The sequence below is a fragment of the Streptomyces sp. NPDC014889 genome (assembly GCF_043081205.1).
GTDB lineage: Bacteria > Actinomycetota > Actinomycetes > Streptomycetales > Streptomycetaceae > Streptomyces.
The window spans coordinates 318,146-333,592 of the sequence record NZ_JBIBWH010000006.1 but is presented as its reverse complement, the minus strand read 5'-3'; the positions used below and the strand labels follow the sequence as shown (position 1 = coordinate 333,592).

At 73.0% G+C, this 15,447-nt stretch carries 14 protein-coding genes; 6 read left to right on the top strand and 8 right to left on the bottom strand.

All coding sequences use genetic code 11. The features are described from left to right. Window positions 1-75: 75 nt before the first annotated feature. Together ACF09J_RS14395 and ACF09J_RS14390 are read right to left on the bottom strand one after the other, a co-directional pair. Window positions 76-1,248 (bottom strand): maleylpyruvate isomerase N-terminal domain-containing protein, encoded by a 1,173-nt coding sequence (locus tag ACF09J_RS14395; protein WP_392305718.1) that lies wholly within the window; start codon window positions 1,246-1,248, stop codon window positions 76-78. Continuing rightward, window positions 1,245-1,826, bottom strand: a complete 582-nt coding sequence (locus ACF09J_RS14390) for an RNA polymerase sigma factor (RefSeq protein ID WP_392305717.1) — start codon at window positions 1,824-1,826, stop codon at window positions 1,245-1,247. The genes ACF09J_RS14395 and ACF09J_RS14390 overlap by 4 nt, the downstream gene beginning before the upstream one ends. Window positions 1,827-2,258: 432 nt before the next feature. Here ACF09J_RS14390 and ACF09J_RS14385 point away from each other — a divergent pair, with 432 nt between their 5' ends. The 3 genes from ACF09J_RS14385 (at window position 2,259) to ACF09J_RS14375 (ending at window position 4,442) form a co-directional block, all read left to right on the top strand. Further along, window positions 2,259-2,627 (top strand): STAS domain-containing protein, encoded by a 369-nt coding sequence (locus ACF09J_RS14385; protein WP_392305716.1) that lies wholly within the window; start codon window positions 2,259-2,261, stop codon window positions 2,625-2,627. Between the two features lie 172 nt (window positions 2,628-2,799). Continuing rightward, window positions 2,800-3,312 carry an EF-hand domain-containing protein gene (locus ACF09J_RS14380; protein WP_100568942.1) on the top strand — a complete coding sequence of 171 codons (513 nt, stop codon included), beginning with the start codon at window positions 2,800-2,802 and terminating at the stop codon, window positions 3,310-3,312. 602 nt (window positions 3,313-3,914) lie between these two features. After that, entirely contained in the window at window positions 3,915-4,442 is a 528-nt protein-coding gene (locus ACF09J_RS14375; protein ID WP_392305842.1) for an ATP-binding protein, read from the top strand. 447 nt (window positions 4,443-4,889) lie between these two features. On the opposite strand, the gene ACF09J_RS14370 is transcribed toward ACF09J_RS14375, so the two are convergent. Further along, window positions 4,890-5,903 (bottom strand): GlxA family transcriptional regulator, encoded by a 1,014-nt coding sequence (locus ACF09J_RS14370; protein ID WP_392305715.1) that lies wholly within the window; start codon window positions 5,901-5,903, stop codon window positions 4,890-4,892. A gap of 72 nt (window positions 5,904-5,975) precedes the next feature. On the opposite strand from ACF09J_RS14370, the gene ACF09J_RS14365 reads away from it, so the two are divergent. Next, window positions 5,976-7,289, top strand: a complete 1,314-nt coding sequence (locus ACF09J_RS14365) for an MFS transporter (protein WP_392305714.1) — start codon at window positions 5,976-5,978, stop codon at window positions 7,287-7,289. A gap of 33 nt (window positions 7,290-7,322) precedes the next feature. Here the strand turns inward: ACF09J_RS14365 and ACF09J_RS14360 are convergent, their stop codons facing one another. After that, window positions 7,323-8,537 carry a flavin-containing monooxygenase gene (locus tag ACF09J_RS14360; protein WP_392305713.1) on the bottom strand — a complete coding sequence of 405 codons (1,215 nt, stop codon included), beginning with the start codon at window positions 8,535-8,537 and terminating at the stop codon, window positions 7,323-7,325. A gap of 119 nt (window positions 8,538-8,656) precedes the next feature. Here ACF09J_RS14360 and ACF09J_RS14355 point away from each other — a divergent pair, with 119 nt between their 5' ends. Both ACF09J_RS14355 and ACF09J_RS14350 read left to right on the top strand, forming a co-directional pair. Beyond that, complete coding sequence (locus tag ACF09J_RS14355; protein ID WP_392305712.1) at window positions 8,657-9,259, top strand: GNAT family N-acetyltransferase; 603 nt, start codon at window positions 8,657-8,659, stop codon at window positions 9,257-9,259. Between the two features lie 53 nt (window positions 9,260-9,312). Then, the gene (locus ACF09J_RS14350) at window positions 9,313-10,176 is read left to right on the top strand and encodes a GNAT family N-acetyltransferase (RefSeq protein ID WP_392305711.1); all 864 of its coding nucleotides are present in this window, start codon (window positions 9,313-9,315) and stop codon (window positions 10,174-10,176) included. 19 nt (window positions 10,177-10,195) lie between these two features. Here the strand turns inward: ACF09J_RS14350 and ACF09J_RS14345 are convergent, their stop codons facing one another. The 4 genes from ACF09J_RS14345 to ACF09J_RS14330 form a co-directional block, all read right to left on the bottom strand. Further along, window positions 10,196-10,861 carry a pyridoxal 5'-phosphate synthase gene (locus tag ACF09J_RS14345; protein WP_392305710.1) on the bottom strand — a complete coding sequence of 222 codons (666 nt, stop codon included), beginning with the start codon at window positions 10,859-10,861 and terminating at the stop codon, window positions 10,196-10,198. A gap of 32 nt (window positions 10,862-10,893) precedes the next feature. Beyond that, complete coding sequence (locus ACF09J_RS14340) at window positions 10,894-12,030, bottom strand: WxL protein peptidoglycan domain-containing protein (RefSeq protein WP_392305709.1); 1,137 nt, start codon at window positions 12,028-12,030, stop codon at window positions 10,894-10,896. Between the two features lie 95 nt (window positions 12,031-12,125). After that, entirely contained in the window at window positions 12,126-14,102 is a 1,977-nt protein-coding gene (locus tag ACF09J_RS14335; RefSeq protein ID WP_392305708.1) for a fibronectin type III domain-containing protein, read from the bottom strand. A 135-nt stretch (window positions 14,103-14,237) separates the two neighbouring features. Then, a complete protein-coding gene (locus ACF09J_RS14330) occupies window positions 14,238-15,446 on the bottom strand; it encodes a HupE/UreJ family protein (RefSeq protein ID WP_392305707.1) in 1,209 nt (402 codons plus the stop codon). Between the last annotated feature and the right edge of the window lies 1 nt (window position 15,447).

Below are 15,447 nucleotides of genomic sequence, written 5' to 3'. Positions count from 1 at the left end.
GAAGCGGTGCGCAGGGGTTCCGCGTACGGGACTTCACATACGGGGCTTCACATACGGGGCTCCGCGTACGGGGCTTCACATACGGCTGAGCGACGCCGCCGCGCACAGCACGTCCCGGATCGCCTCACGGTCGCCGACCTGACCGGCCGCCGCCTCCCGCGGGGTCACGTGCCCCGCCGCCAGCCGGCAGAACTCCACGCCGTCCAGGGCGACATGGGCCACCTCGTGGTCCGCGGAGCCCACCGCTCCCGGCGAGTCGAGCGGGATCAGCCACTGGCCGCCGCCCAGCCCCTCGATCTCCAGCCGCAGGCTGCGCCCGGGGTCGCCCGCGGTCACCAGGTGCCGGGTGCGGGCGGGCGAGGCGAGCCCGGCCTGCCGCCGGGTGGCCAGCACACCCGGCAGCATCCGGGCGGCGAGGTCGATCATCCGGTGCAGATGGCGCGGGGCCGGCGGATCGTACGGGTAGTCCACCGCCTCCGCGATGTCCTCGGCGTGCACCCAGCACTCGAAGGCGCGGTCCAGCATCGCGTCGTGCAGCGGCAGCGCGAAGGCACCGTACGGCACCGACGGCTCCTCGACGCCGTTCGCGGCGAAGGAGACCGTACGGACCAGGTCGTGCGTCTGCTCCCGCCACGGCGTGCGCACCGAACGGGCCGGCGGGGAGTGCGTGGCCCGCCAGTACGCCTCGGTGCGCGCCGCCGGGGTGGGCCCGTCGGCGGCGGCGGTCGCCTCGCCGAGCGGGTCGTCCAGGCCGAGGGCCACCGCGACCAGCCCGTCGACGCTCATCAGATGCGCGATGACCCCGGCGACGGTGGTGTGCCGGCTGGTGGCGTCCTCGCCCTCGAACCACCGCAGCCGCACCGGCGCGTCCCACTCGGCGTCGCCGATGTCCTGGAGCAGCGCGTCCAGCCGCGCGGTCTCGGCGTCGTAGGGCGCCGCCCAGCCGGGCACCGGGACCTGCGGCGGCCGCCGTTCGAGGCAGCCCTCCAGTACCCGGGTGCGCAGCCCCGGGTCCAGGTCGAGGGTGTCGGGCCGGTGCAGCAGCGCGACCGCCTCCCGCAGCCCCAGCGCCTCCTCCGCGCACGTGCCGCACTCGCCGAGGTGCTCCTCCACGGCCGCCGTCTCCTCCGGCGAGCACGCGGCCAGCGCCCACGCCCCGAGCAGCGACTTCAGCAACTGGTGCGCCGGCACGCCCCGGTCCTCGGGCACGTCCTGGTCCTCCCGCTCCCGGGAGTCGTTCGGGGTCATGCGGCGCCCCCGTAGCCGGAGGGCGCGCCGGGGATGTCCGTGCGGTGGGCGGTGGAGAGGAGCTGGAGGCCGAGGCGCAGGCGGCGGCGGGCCTCGTCCTCGGTGACGCCGAGGTCGGCGGCGGTCTGCCGGTAGTCGCGGCGCTGGAAGCAGGCGAGTTCCAGGGCGGCGCGCAGCGGGGCCGGCATGGCGTGGACGATGTAGTCGGCGCGGGCGGCGGCGGAGGCGCGGGACACCCGGTGCTCCAGCTCCTCCGCGGAGCCAGGCCCGCCGCGGGCCAGCGCGGCGGTCTCGGTGGCGCGCAGCCGCTGCACGGCGAGCCGGTGGGTCAGCCCGGCCACCCAGGCGCGCAGCGGACCCTGCCGGGGGTCGTAGGCGTCGGGGTGCTCCCAGACGTGGGCGAACACCTCGCGGGTGATGTGGTCGGCGGCCTGCTCGTCGCCGAGGACCCGGTGGGCCAGCCCGTGCACGAGCGAGGCGAAACGGTCGTAGAGCTCACCGAGGGCGGCCGCCTCTCCCCGCAGGAGCCGCTCCCGCATTCCGAGGTCCCAGTGGGGCGGTGCGTCCTTCTTCGCCATACGGCCCCCTCCGCGCCCGGCCGTGCCGCGCCCCGCGTCCCGGCCCGTTTCCGTCTGTGTGTCCGACCGTGTGTCCGACGGTGTCCAGCGTGTCCGACGTGGTCATCTCGAATGTAGTCGGCATGTCCGACAGCGCACGCTCCTTTATGACAATGTGCGCCCCCTGAAGTGCCGCTGGTGGTAGGGGGAGTGAGGGGTGTTATGGCCGTTGCTGGGCGACTTGACCCTTCTGTCCCACCTGGCCTTTCGCTTTCTGGTCAACTCGGATAGAACACGACCGAAGGTGACTGAAACAAGCCCCTGGCGGATCGGTCTCGGTTTGCTGTACGGCGTTTGGGGGAACGGCCGCTGGGCAGTCGCGCGGAAAGAAGCGTAGGAACTGGTTCCGTTTCCGGGCGGTTCCGGGGAGTTCCGGCTGACGGAGGGCGGGCCGTGGCGTTCAAGGTGACCGACGACGAACAGGGCGAGTGGAGCGTGCTCCGGGTCGCCGGTGAACTGGACCTGGTGACCTCGCCGGTCCTGCGCCAGAGAGTCCACGAGGCGGTGGCCGAGGGCCGGCACGACCTCGTCATGGACCTCTCCGAGGTCTTCTTCTGCGACTCCAGCGGTGTCGGCGTGCTCATAGCCGCCCGCCGTCTGATCCGCTCCTGTCAGGGCCGGCTGCGCCTGATCCTCCCGGCCCGCGGCGCGGTCGACGGCTCCCACGTCAACCGGGTCCTCGGCGCGCTCGGCGTGCGGCGCCTCTTCGACGTCTACGCGGACCTGGCGGCCGCGGTGGACGACGAGCCGCTGTCCGCCTGAGCCGGCCGTACGCCCCGGCGCCCACCGCCGTTCCCTCTCCCACGGGCAGCCTGCCGTTGTCCCGGAATTCCCCCGGTCCTGGCCCGACCGTGGTGTTCGCGGCCCCGGAGCGCTCCGCGCGTCGTACGCTCCCTGCCAGACGCAACCCCACACGTAAGGCGGCCCGTAAGACATGGTCAGCAGCGAGTACGAGCGCAGGATCGCGGCGCGGTTCGCCACCTTCGACCAGGACGGCAACGGCTACATCGACCGCGAGGACTTCAGCGTGGCGGCCCGCTCGCTGCTCGCCGAGTTCGCCACCGCCGCCCGCTCCGACAAGGGCCAGGCCCTGTACGCGGGCGCGGAGGCCTTCTGGCAGGGCATGGCCGGGATCGCCGACCGCGACGGCGACCAGCGCATCACCCGCGAGGAGTTCGTGACCGGCGCGGTCAAGCGCCTGCGCGACAACCCCGAGAGGTTCGCCGAGATCGCCCGCCCCTTCCTGCACGCCGCCCTGGCCGTCGCGGACGCCGACGGCGACGGCGCCGCCACGATCGAGGACACCGTGCGCGTGCTCCGGGTGCTCGGCGTGCCCGAGGGGGCCGCCGGGTTCATCGCCGCCGCGCTCGACACCGACGGCGACGGCAGGGTGGGCGAGCAGGAGATCGTGCCCGCCTTCGCCCGCTACTTCACCGTCCCCGAATAGCGCCGGTCTCCGCCAACCACCTGCGGAAACGCCATACTTGAGCCCCCTCCGTGGCGCCTCGTCCCGCGGAGGGGGCTCTCACGCGCGCACGGGGCGAGTCGCGCAACACGCCCGGGCGCATGAGCAGTCGGGAGCGTCGATCGGCGCCACGGCCGCCGTGCGTCGTGCCCGCGCGCGGTGACGCCGGCGGTGTCGGGTGGCCCGGCAGCGTGGTCCACCGCAGGCGAATGTCACCGATCGTGGCATTCGATGATCACGGAGCGTTGATGCGGGGCGTGTCCCGCGCGTGACTTGTCACGTCCCGGAGTCGCCGTCGCGCTCGGGTACCTTGTGTGGGATGCGAGTGGTTTCGAGCCCGAGCCATCCCATGACGAGCGTCGCACAGTATGCCGCACGGGTACTCCTTCGCGCGGGAATATGCCCGAAGCGCTTGTTGCGGTGACGGTACGTCAACCATGCTGTCTCTCAACGGAGTCACGTTCCGTGACCCTTGCTCTGGCTGTTGTTCTGGCCATGCAGAAAATGGCTACGATCGTGGCCTCGTGAGGCGCGAGGCTGTGTGTCCGCCGGTTCGGATGGTGTGAGCGGTGCAGGTGCTTCAAGTGCAGCTGGAGATCCGGCCCGACCCCGCGGAGGTGGGGCGTGCCCGGCGTTGGGCCCGCTCCCGGCTCGCCGGGTCGGGGATAGCGGCGGACGAGCCGCTCGCCGAGACCCTCGTCCTGCTCGTCTCCGAACTGGTCACCAACGCCGTGGTGCACACCGGTTGCCCGGCCGTGCTGCGGCTGTCCCTGTCCGGCGGCCCGGCCGGGGCGGCCACCGTGCGTCTGGAGGTCGCCGACGCCAGCACCCGGGCGCCCGTGCCGCGCTGCCCGGGCGACGAGTCGACCGGAGGCCGCGGCCTCGCCCTCGTCGACGGCCTCGCCGACCGGTGGGGCTGGTGCCCGGACGGCGTGGGCAAGCGCATCTGGTGCGAACTCGACCGCTGTGTCACGGCGGTTGACGCGGCGGAGTCGGCGGTGCCGGCGAACTGCGGCCGCGCGGCCCCGACGTACGAGGGCCTGGGCCGCGGAGCATACGGGGCCTACGGGGCGTACGGAGCCTACGGGGGTCTCGCGTACGGGGCGGTGTAGGGCGGCCCGCCACCGGCAGCGGCGGCCACCACGATCTCCCGGGTCCCCGTCGCTCCGTCGTCCCGTGTCCTGGCGCCCCTGTGTCCCCGTGGCGAGGCCGTGCGCCGGGAGATGCTTCCGTGCGCGCCCTGTTACGAAGGGGCATAACGGGTAAATCGTCAGGGCGGTGTTGACGCCTCGTGTCCGCTTGATCACGCTGGTGGTCAGCGATTCGCCGCGAGGGGACGACGAGGGCTGGGGCAGCGGAAGTCCTCGACGAGTGTGGGTCGTGATGTCGGCGCCGGCCGGTCCCCGCAGGGTCCGAGGGGGTGGGACCGGCACGCCGGGATCGGAGGGCGGCGCGCGCTGCCGGATGGGGGCGGGCAGGGGCGCGCCGCCAGCCGGGCTCGCCCTGCCTTCGGGGCGCCCGGATGTTTGTCCACAGGCTGTGGACAAACTCGCCGAGTGCTAGACCCCCGCTTCGGACCTGGCGGAGCCGCTCACGCGGAAGGTCCGCCGGTAGGCCGTCGGTGTCACCCCGAGCGCCGTCTGGAGATGCTGCCGCATCGACTGGGCCGTGCCGAACCCGGCGTCCCGGGCCACCTGGTCCATGGACAGGTCCGTGGACTCCAGCAGGTGCCGGGCCCGTTCGACGCGCTGCTGGGTGAGCCACTGCCCCGGACTGACCCCGGCCTCCTCGCGGAAGCGCCGGGTGAAGGTCCGTACCGACATCGCCTCCCGCGCGGCCATGTCCTGCAACCGGATCGGCTCGTGGAGGCGGCCCAGCGCCCACGCGCGCGCGGTGGTCGTGGTGGCCAGTTGCGGATCGGGCACCGGCCGGTGGATGTACTGCGCCTGACCGCCGTCGCGGTGCGGCGGTACGACGGTCCGCCGGGCCACCTCGTTGGCGACCGCCGTGCCGTGGTCGCGGCGCACCATGTGCAGGCACAGGTCGATCCCGGCCGCGACGCCCGCCGAGGTCAGCACGTCGCCGTCGTCGATGAACAGCACGTCCGCGTCCACCTCGACCCGTGGGAAGACCCGCTGGAAGCGGTCGGCGTCGGCCCAGTGCGTCGTGGCGCGCCGCCCGTCCAGACGCCCCGCCGCGGCCAGCACGTACACGCCCGTGCAGATGGAGGCGAGCCGGGTGCCGGGCCGGATGTGCGCCAGGGCTGCGGCCAGCTCCTCGGTCAGCAGCCCTTTCTCGTAGACCGGGCCGAGCTCGTACGAGGCCGGGACGATCACGGTGTCGGCGGTGGCAAGGGTCTCGGGGCCGTGCCGCACGTGGATCGAGAAGTCGGCGTCCGTCTCCACCGGTCCGGGCGGCCGGGCCGAGACGGTGACGACCTCGTACAGCGGCCGTCCGGCGGCGTCCATCGGCCGGCCGAAGATCCGGTGCGGGATGCCCAGCTCGAAGGGCAGCAGCCCGTCGAGGGCGAGGACGGCGACGCGGTGCGGGCGGAAGTCCGTGGTCCTGTCCATGGCCGGATCCTAGCGAACGCTGTCCTTCGGGCCAGTGGAGGAGATCCGCTCCTGTACGGGAAGCTCTGTGGCGTGACTCAGACAACCGAACCCGCGTCCGCCACCGAGGCCCGAACGCCGTCCGCCCGCCGCGCGGCCCGTGTCCACCGCGCGTGGTTCGTCGCCGCCGTCACCTTCGTCACGATCACCGGCGCCGCGGCCTTCCGCTCGCTGCCCGGCCTGCTCATCGACCCGCTGCACCAGGAGTTCGGCTGGTCGCGGGGCACGATCGGCGCCGCGGTCTCGATCAACCTCGCGCTGTACGGGCTCACCGCGCCCTTCGCCGCCGCGCTGATGGACCGCTTCGGCATCCGCCGGGTGGTCGCCGCCGCCCTTGTGGTGATCGCCGCCGGGTCCGGTCTGACCGTGTGGATGACCGCCGCCTGGCAACTGTGGCTGTGCTGGGGCCTGCTGGTCGGCCTCGGCACCGGCTCGATGGCGCTGGCGTTCGCGGCGACGGTCACCAACCGCTGGTTCACCGCCCGGCGCGGCCTGGTCACCGGCATCCTCACCGCCGCCTCCGCCTCCGGACAGCTCGTCTTCCTGCCGGTCCTGTCCTGGACCGTCCAGTCGCACGGCTGGCGCCCGGCCGCCGTCACGGTGTCGCTCGCGGCCCTCGCCGTCGTCCCCTTCGTCTGGCTGCTGCTGCGCGACCATCCGGCGGACGTGGGCGTGAAGCCGTACGGGGCCGACGAGTTCGTGCCGAAGCCGGAGCCCGTGCCCGGGGCCGCCCGCCGGACCCTGGCCGTCCTGTCCTCCGCGGTGCGCACCGGCCCCTTCTGGCTGCTGGCCGGCACCTTCGCCATCTGCGGCGCCTCCACCAACGGCCTGATCCAGACCCACTTCGTGCCCGCCGCTCACGACCACGGCATGCCCATCACGGCGGCCGCCTCGCTGCTCGCGGTCATCGGTGTGTTCGACGTGGCCGGCACGATCGCCTCCGGCTGGTTCACCGACCGCTTCGAACCGCGCCGCCTGCTCGCCGTGTACTACGCGCTGCGCGGTGTCTCGCTGCTGTTCCTGCCGATCCTGCTGGCGCCGAGCGTGCACCCGCCGATGATCTTCTTCATCGTCTTCTACGGCCTCGACTGGGTCGCCACCGTGCCGCCCACCCTCGCCCTGTGCCGGGAGCACTACGGCGAGGACAGCGCGATCGTCTTCGGCTGGGTGCTCGCCTCCCACCAGGTCGGCGCGGCGCTGGTCGCCTACCTCGGCGGCCTCGCCCGGGACGTCTTCGGCTCCTACGACGTGGTCTGGTACGCCTCGGGCGCGCTGTGCGCCGCGGCGGCGCTGATGGCGCTGGTGATCCGGCGGCGGCCGACGGTCCTGAGCCCCGTAGTCGCGTGAACGCTCCCTACGGGCAAGTGAGCTGACAGGGTGTCAGGCAGGCAGCCGGGAGACCCTGCGCCCGCCCTTGCGGGTGTTCTCCTTCGCTATGGCCCTGGCGATCCGCCCGGCGTCCAGGGCCAGTTCGCGGAGCATGCCGCTGATGGGGTTGGTGAAGCCGGTGAAGTACAGGCCGGGCGCGTTCTTCGGCGTGCGGCGGCCGCGGACCGCCGGCCTGCCACGGGAGTCGAGCACGTCCAGATGGCCGACCAGCCCCTCCAGGGCGCGGACGTAGCCGGTGGCGGCGATGACGGCGTCCGGCTGGATGCGGGTGCCGTCGGCCAGGAGCACCTTGCCGCTCTCGAAGCCCTCCACGGCGGCCACGATCTCGACCCTGCCCTTGCGGACGGCCTTGAGGAGACCGACGTCCTGGACGGGGATCGCGCCCTCCGCGACCCGTGAGTACAGGCCGGTACGGGGGCGGGGCAGGCCGTGCGCCGACAGGTCCGGCACGCTCAGCCGCGCCAGCGGCCGCGCGAGCACGTCGACGAGCCGGACCGGCAGCCTCCGTACGAGCACTCCCGTGTACTGGGCGGGCCACCCGGCGGTCGAGCGGCGCACGATGTGCGGGGGAGTGCGCACCGACAGCCGTACCCGCGCGGCCCCGCCCTCCACCAGGTCCACGGCTATCTCCGCGCCGGTGTTGCCTACGCCGACGACCAGCACGTCACGTCCGGCGTACGGCGCGGCGTCGCGGTACTGGCCGGCGTGCACGAGCTCGCCGGGGCCGTTCTGGTACGTCTCCCGGCCGGGCCAGTCGGGCAGGCGGGGCGTGTGGTTGTGGCCGGTGGCGACGACCACCGCGCCGCCGGTCAGCTCCCGGCCGCCGGAGGCGCGCAGCAGCCAGCCGGTGCCGTCCGGCGCGGGCTCGACGCGGGAGACCTCGACACCGGTCACGATCTCCAGCTCGTGGTGCTCGGCGTACTTCTCCAGGTAGCGCACCACGTCGTCGCGCGCGACCCAGCGGCCGAACCGGCGCGGCATCGGCAGCCCCGGCAGCGCGGACAGGCGCCGGGTGGTGTGCAGGCGCAGCCGGTCGTAGTGCCGCCGCCAGGACGCCCCGACCCGGTCGGACCGCTCCAGGACGACCGCGCGTATCCCCCGTGCGCGCAGCGCCTGCGCGGCGGCCAGCCCGCCCGGACCGCCGCCGATGACGTAGACGGGGCGGTCGGCGTGCCGCGTCGCGGAGACGGTGGTCGAGTCGGTCATGGACATGAGAGTAATCGCCCGACCGGTTGAGGGGACTCGGTCAAGGCCGGTATCGGTTGCGGATTGATCACGTATGAACGCCTGTGCGATCCGGGTGTCCTGCGGTGTCTAATGGGCCGATGACCGCCGACCCTCATGACGTACGGAACCTCGCGACGGCACGGACCTCGGGGCACGGGCTGCTGCTGCGCCCCTGGGACCCGGAGTCCGACGCCGACGTGCGGGACTGGCTGCGCGGCATCACCGACCCGGAGTTCCGCCGCTGGAACACACCGCTCGTCCCCGTCACCGACCTCACCGGCGCCCGCGACTCGCTGCGGGCACGGGCCCTGCGGGCGGGGGAGGGCGCGGTCGCGTCCTTCCTGATAGCGGACGCCGGCAGCGGCACGACGCTCGGGCACATCGGCGTCAACGACATCCGCCCGCTCCTCGGCGTCGCGACGACCGGCTACTGGGTCCTGCCCGAGGCCCGCGGCCACGGGGTCGCCACCCGGGCGCTGAAGGTGGCGGCGGACTGGGCGTTCGGCGAACTGCGCCTGCACCGGCTGGAGCTGGACCACGCCGTGGGGCACGGGGCGTCCTGCCGGGTCGCCGAGCGCTGCGGCTTCCGGTACGAGGGCACGATGCGCGGCGCGATCTTCGAGTCGGGGCGCCGTGACGCCTTCCGGGACGCGCACCTGCACGCGCGCCTGGCCACGGACCCGGAGCCGGACGCCCGGTGAATTCGCGAGCGCCGGGCGGCCGTGGACGGGAGCATGGGGCAATGACTTCCGGGATGACCACCGATGACTGGCACCTGACCGACGACGTCGATCAATTCCTGGCGCGTGGAGGGGAGTTCCTCCGTTCACGGCCCGCACGGCACACGGTGCTCCTGACGGTGACGGAGAACCTGCGCCTGCGCGGCGACCGGCACTACGGCGACGCCGCCCCCGGGTTCGGCCTGCTGGACGGGGACGGCGGGGCGGGCGTGCGGGCGGCCTTCCTGCGCACGCCTCCCCATCCGCTCCTGCTCACCGCCCTGACCGAGGAGGAGGCCGCCGCGCTGGCGGCCCGGCTGGCCGGCGCGGGACGCGAGGTGTCCGGTGTCACCGCGGACCGCGACACCGCCGCCGCGTTCGCCGGGGCCTGGCGGCGGCTCACCGGCGCCGGGGTACGCCTGCGGCAGCGGATGCGGCTCTACCGGCTGGGCGAGCCGACGGTGCCGAGTCCGGTCCCGCCGGGGCGGGCCAGGGTGGCGGGCGAGGCGGACCGGAAGCGACTGGCCCGGTGGTTCGAGGAGTTCTCGGTCGCCGTCGGCGAGCCGCGCCTCCAGGACCCGGAGCGCTGGGCGGACGAGCGCGTGCGCCGCGGTGACGTGATGTTCTGGCAGGACCCGGACGGGACGCCGGTCGCCATGGCGGGCACGACCCCGAAGGTCGCCGGGCAGATACGGGTGGTCGGGGTCTACACACCGGCGCACCTGCGGGGGCGCGGGTACGCGGGCGCCGTCACGGTCGAGGCCGGCCGGGCCGCCCTGGAGTCGGGTGCCGAGGAGGTGCTGCTCTTCGCCGACCTCGCCAATCCGACCAGCAACGGGCTGTACCAGCGCATCGGCTACCGGCCGGTGTCCGACTTCGCGATGTACGACTTCGGTTGAGCCGCCGCACGGCGCCCGGTCAGGGCCACAGCAGTTCGCGGGCCCAGCCCTCCGGTGTGCGCCGGTAGCGCAGCCGTACGTGGCGGCGCCGGGCGTCGCCCTGGAAGAACTCGGCCTCCGTGGGGCGGAGGCGGTAGAGGGTCCAGGACGGGACCTCGGTGTCCGGGGCCCCGGCGGCCCGCTCCCAGGCCGACTCCGAGGCCCGGGCCAGCTCGTCCAGGGAGTCCAGGACCTCGCTCTGCCGGCCGGTGAGGGCGGCGGCCAGGGCGCCCGTCGAGCGGGCGTGCAGGTCCGCCTGCGCCTCTTCCGGCGGGGCGACCGTGACCGGGCCCCGGACGCGGACCTGGCGGCCCAGGACCGGCCAGTAGAAGGCGAGGGCGGCGTGCGGGCTCGCGGCGAGCTGGCGGCCCTTGCGGCTGCCCGCGTGGGTGGCGAAGGACCAGCCCGCGGCGTCCGCGCCGTGCAGCATCACGATGCGGACGTCCGGCCGGCCCTCCTCGTCCGTCGTCGCCAGCGACATCGTGTGCGGCTCGGGCTGCCCGGCCGCCGCCGCCTCCGCCAGCCACCGCGCGAAGAGGGGCAGCGGGGCGGCGGGTGCACTTGAGGGGTCGAGAGCGGGCAGTTCGGTGAACTCCGGGTCCCAGACGCGAAGTGACGCCAGCAGCTCGTGAAGATCCGGTTCCATGCCCCGAGTATCGCCCCGCCCCGTGCCGGAACTCAGCTCTTCCGGGCCTCCGGGGCCTCCGGGGCCTTCTGACGCTCCGTGATCTCCTCGGTCTCCTCGGTCGCCCGCTTCTCGCGCAGTGCCTGTGCGACCGCGTCCCGCACGCGGGCGTCCTCGCGCACCTTGCGCCGGGCGCGGCCGCGGCGGGTGCGGACGACCGCCGCGACGGCGATCGCGATCAGCAGGACGAGGAGCAGCAGCAGCGTCCACGGGACGGCCCAGCCGTGCGCGGTGGCCCGCACCGGGTCGAGCGCGGTGGTGGAGCCCGACGCGTCGGTGAGCAGGGGAGTGAGGGTGGCGGTCGCGGTCAGGCCGATGCCGGGCGTCACCCCGTGCACGGGCACCTTCACCTTCCAGCTCTCGCCCGGGAGCAGCTCCGGCGGCGAGGGGATCCGGCCCGCCTCGGTCCGCAGCCATCCGAACGGGCCCGCGACCGACACCGTCTGCCGGGCCGAGAGCACGGCGTTGCCGGTGTTGTGGATCGAGTACGTGACGGTGGCGTCGCCCGCGGCGAACGGGTTGGCCGAGCCGGAGTAGTCCACGCGCAGGTTCTCGACCGCCAGGGTGGGCCGGAGGTCGCCGCTGACCCGCAGCTTGACCCTGATGCCGAGGCGCCGGTCCACGTTGATGCCCTCGGCCTCGTCGGACTGCCGCAGCGAGGTCAGGACGCCGCCCACGTAGTCGCCGGGGGTGGCGTTGTGGGGGACGGTGACCGTGAAGGGGACCTGGAGGGACTTGCCGGGCTTGAGTACGACGCTCGTGCGGCCGGCGTGGATCCAGGCGCCGACGCCGACGGACTTCTTGTCCTTGGTGAGCAGGTCGAGCTGGCCGGTGTCGGTCGTGAAGCCGTCGGCGGCGTACACGGCCAGGGTGAGCGGGGACTTGCCGCGGTTGGAGACCACCATGGCGTCCTCGACGCGGCCGCCGGGGTTCACGGCGTAGCTGAAGCTGGACCGGTCGGCCCCGTAGCTGTTCTGCGCCGTCCTGACCGTCCAGGTGACGTCGCCGCCGTCCGCCGCGGCCGGGGCGGCCCGCAGTCCGGTGAGGGCGAAGGCCATGAGCAGCGCCAGGGCGGCGGTGCGGGCGAGTGCGGTGACCGTGGTCTTCCGGCGCGTTGCGGGCAGGGGCATCTCGGGGTCCTCGGGCGGTCTGGTGCGGGTCTGGAACGAGTGGCGGGGGGGGTGGGCGCCGGAAGGTGCCCACCCCCCTGGTCAAGCGGTCACGGTCAGCTGCTCAGAGCGGTGATCGTGAGGGTGGCGCGGTAGGCGCCCTTGTCGACGCTGCCCGGGATCTTCAGATCCAGGTCGGCGCCCAGCTTGGCCTTGCCCTTGGGGTGACCCTGGTCGGCCCAGCCGAGCCCGCGCGAGACGGACAGACCCGCGCCGCCGTCGTAGCCGGAGGCCACCTCCCCGCTGGCCTTGGCGCCGGCGCCCTCCTCGAGGACGTTCGGCTTCCAGCCGAGGTAGGCACCGGAGAACACCTTGTCGGCGTCCTTGAAGTCACCCACGCCGGCCGAGATCGACCACGGGGCGAGCGAACGGCGGCTGTCCGACACGAGGATCGGGTTGATCCTGCCGGTGGCCTGGAAGTAGTCGCCGTCGTGGTCCTTGGCGGTGCCGAGGTCCACCAGGCCGTTGTAGCCGTCGATCGTCCAGCCGAACTCGCCCGGGGCGGCGTTCGGGACGTTCACCTGGATGTCCTGGCCGTCGCCGTGGTACGGGTGCACGGTGACCTTGTCGACGACCGAGCCGACCGGCTGACCGGAGGGCGTGTTGACGCAGGAGGACTGGCCGAGCTCCACCGCGGCGTTGGGCGCCGCGCAGGTGCCGCTGCGCAGGTTCTCGACGACGAGCTTGTCGTTGCGCACCTTCACCTTGACGTAGCTGCGGACGTTCTCCTGGTTCTGGACCGAGTTGTACCAGTAGTTGCCAGGGTTCAGCGGGTCGGCACCGTTGCCGGCGCCGCTCGTGCCGCTGGTGTCCGGCTTGGTGATGCCGTAGTACTTCGAGCCCGAGGCCGAGTTGGCCGTCACGTACAGCACACCGCCGGGACCGGGGTACACGTCGGCTGCGCCGGGCTGCTCGTCCTTGTTCTGCTTCTCGCTGTTCTTCAGCAGGTAGCTACGCGAGTAGGCGTGGTCGTGGCCGGCCAGCACCAGGTCGACACCGAGCTTGGAGAAGGCGGCCGGCAGGTCGCCTCGTCGGACCTTCGCGTCGGAGTCCTTGGCGTGGGACGCCGGCGAGTACATCGCGTGGTGGAAGACGAGCACCTTCCACTTGGCCTCGGAGCCGTGCTTGTTGATGACGTCCGTGACGTAGCCGATGTGCGCCGCGTCGCCGCCGCCGCCCTGGCTGGAGGCGTAGCTGTTGCTGTTGATGTCGATGAACAGCACATCCTTGTAGATGTACCAGTAGTTGCCACCGGACGTGTTGGAACCCGGCTGGCCGTTGGCGTACAGCGGCGCCGAGCGGTCGGTGTTCGGCGTGTAGAGGTGCTGCTCGTACGCCTTGCCGCCGACGTCGTGGTTGCCGATGGTGGCGGCCCACGGGTACTGGCGGAGCTGGTCGGGGGCGAGGAAGGCGTTCCACTGGGACTCGGTGTTGGCGGTCTCGACGTGGTCGCCGCCCGACACCAGCAACTCGCTGTCCGGGTTGGCCCCGAGCGCGACGTCCAGGGTGTCCTGCCAGCCGGCCTGGTCCTTGGCGGTGTTGCCGGACGAGCCGATCTGCGGGTCGCCGAAGAACAGGAAGTCGTAGTCGCCCTTGAAGTCCTGCGTCTTGAAGGAGTACGCGGGGGACCAGTTGCCCTCGGAGCCGACCCGGTAGGAGTAGGCCGTGTGCTCCTTGAGACCGGTGAGCGTGGCGTGGCGGTTGTAGCCACCGCTGGTGGAGATGTTCTCCCCGCCGAGGGCGTCGAAGGTGGTGGCGGAGGCCGGGAACTCCCCGCCCGCCAGCTGCGCCGTCGGGACGAGCTGGACCTTCTGCGCGGTGTCGGCGGAGGAGTACCAGGTCATGGTGCGCTGGGACTCGTTGGCGCCGACGCCGAGGATGATGCCGGTGAACGTGCTGGTCTCGGCCGCCTGGACCGGGGAGGCCAGGCCGCTGCCGAGGGCCACCGTCAGGCCCAGGAATGCCGCGGCGGCACCCGTGGCCACGCGGCGCCGCGCCGACCCGGAGGCCGGCGAGGAGGGTCTCGAAATCATCAGATTCGTTCCTTTGGTGCACGGAGGTGCAGGGAATGGAGGCCATCAAGGTCTCCGGATTTGGTAAATCAATCGCAAATGCGATCCAGTGATCAGCTGAACTTCGCGCTAGAGCTGGGCTGTTCTCAGCCCCTCTCAGCCTCCGAGCACCCGCTGCACGAACCACACCAGGCCCATGGCGGCCACCCCCGCGCACAGTGCGCCGGTCGCCCACACGCCCGCCCTCGGCGCACGGCGGCGCAGCAGCGCGAGCAGCGGGAAGACGATCACGATGATCCCCAACTGCACCGCTTCGATACCGACGTTGAACACCAGCAGGGACCACAGCAGGGTCCACGACCACGGCTCGTCGATGCCGAGGGCGCCCGCGAATCCCAGGCCGTGCACGAGACCGAAGCAGAACACGACCCCGAGGCGCAGCCAGCCGGCCCGGTCCAGGCCCAACGGGCCCTGTTCCGTGGGCTCGGCGAGGGTGACGTCGTCGTCGTGCCGCCGCAACCGCCACAGGTGCCAGCCGGCGACGACGGCGATCGACAGCGCGATCACGGGCTCCACGATCCGCTCCGGCGCCTCCACCAGGCCGAGCGCGGCGAGCAGGAACGTCACCGAGTGGGCCAGGGTGAAACTCGTGGCCGCGAGCACGATCTCCCGCAGGCGGCGGGACCCGGCGATGAGCGCCAGCAGGAACAGGATGTGGTCGACACCGGTCAGCAGGTGTTCGGCGCCCAGGCGGAAGAACTCCCAGAACCGCTCGTACCACGACTGGCTGATCGAGAAGGACGGATGACCGGCGTCGAGCGCGGCGCTGCCGGAGAGGCCGGTGAGGTCGTAGGTGGCGATGGTCCTGGTGCCGCGGACGTAACCCTCCGAGTCGGGGAAGAGCGTGCTGCGCACCTCGCGGTCGCCGTCCTCCGAGGGGCAGGCCCACTCCAGCGGCAGGGAGGCGTACGGCACGCCCTCCCGCCGGCCCATCGTGACGTCGCCGGCCCGGGACGGTGTGCAGGTCTTGCCGTCGGCAGTGACCGAGAAGCGCTCGGTGACGTACGTGACGGCCGAGTCGGTGTGGGACTCCAGCGCCGCGGCCTGTGCCCGGGCGTCGCCGGCCTCGAAGGCGGCGGTGCCGGCCCGGAAGAGGGGATCGTCGTGCTCGGCGTCGGCGGCGGACACGACGAAGAGGTCGTACTCCAGCTCCAGCACCGTGCGTATGCGGCCGCCGTCGCCGTCCGTGACGTGGACGTACACGACGGATGAGAATCCATGGGCGGAGGCCGGTTGGCCGAGGCCCAGGAAGGCGATCACCGCCGCGGTGACGGCGACGAGGGCGCGGCGAACCCGTGATGACATG

Coding starts and splice junctions, on each gene's coding strand:
- ACF09J_RS14395 (WP_392305718.1), bottom strand. CDS start 1,248: ATGACCCCGAACGACTCCCGGGAGCGGGAGGACCAGGACGTGCCCGAG.
- ACF09J_RS14390 (WP_392305717.1), bottom strand. CDS start 1,826: ATGGCGAAGAAGGACGCACCGCCCCACTGGGACCTCGGAATGCGGGAG.
- ACF09J_RS14380 (WP_100568942.1), top strand. CDS start 2,800: ATGGTCAGCAGCGAGTACGAGCGCAGGATCGCGGCGCGGTTCGCCACC.
- ACF09J_RS14370 (WP_392305715.1), bottom strand. CDS start 5,903: ATGGACAGGACCACGGACTTCCGCCCGCACCGCGTCGCCGTCCTCGCC.
- ACF09J_RS14360 (WP_392305713.1), bottom strand. CDS start 8,537: ATGACCGACTCGACCACCGTCTCCGCGACGCGGCACGCCGACCGCCCC.
- ACF09J_RS14355 (WP_392305712.1), top strand. CDS start 8,657: ATGACCGCCGACCCTCATGACGTACGGAACCTCGCGACGGCACGGACC.
- ACF09J_RS14350 (WP_392305711.1), top strand. CDS start 9,313: ATGACCACCGATGACTGGCACCTGACCGACGACGTCGATCAATTCCTG.
- ACF09J_RS14345 (WP_392305710.1), bottom strand. CDS start 10,861: ATGGAACCGGATCTTCACGAGCTGCTGGCGTCACTTCGCGTCTGGGAC.
- ACF09J_RS14340 (WP_392305709.1), bottom strand. CDS start 12,030: ATGCCCCTGCCCGCAACGCGCCGGAAGACCACGGTCACCGCACTCGCC.
- ACF09J_RS14335 (WP_392305708.1), bottom strand. CDS start 14,102: ATGATTTCGAGACCCTCCTCGCCGGCCTCCGGGTCGGCGCGGCGCCGC.
- ACF09J_RS14330 (WP_392305707.1), bottom strand. CDS start 15,446: ATGTCATCACGGGTTCGCCGCGCCCTCGTCGCCGTCACCGCGGCGGTG.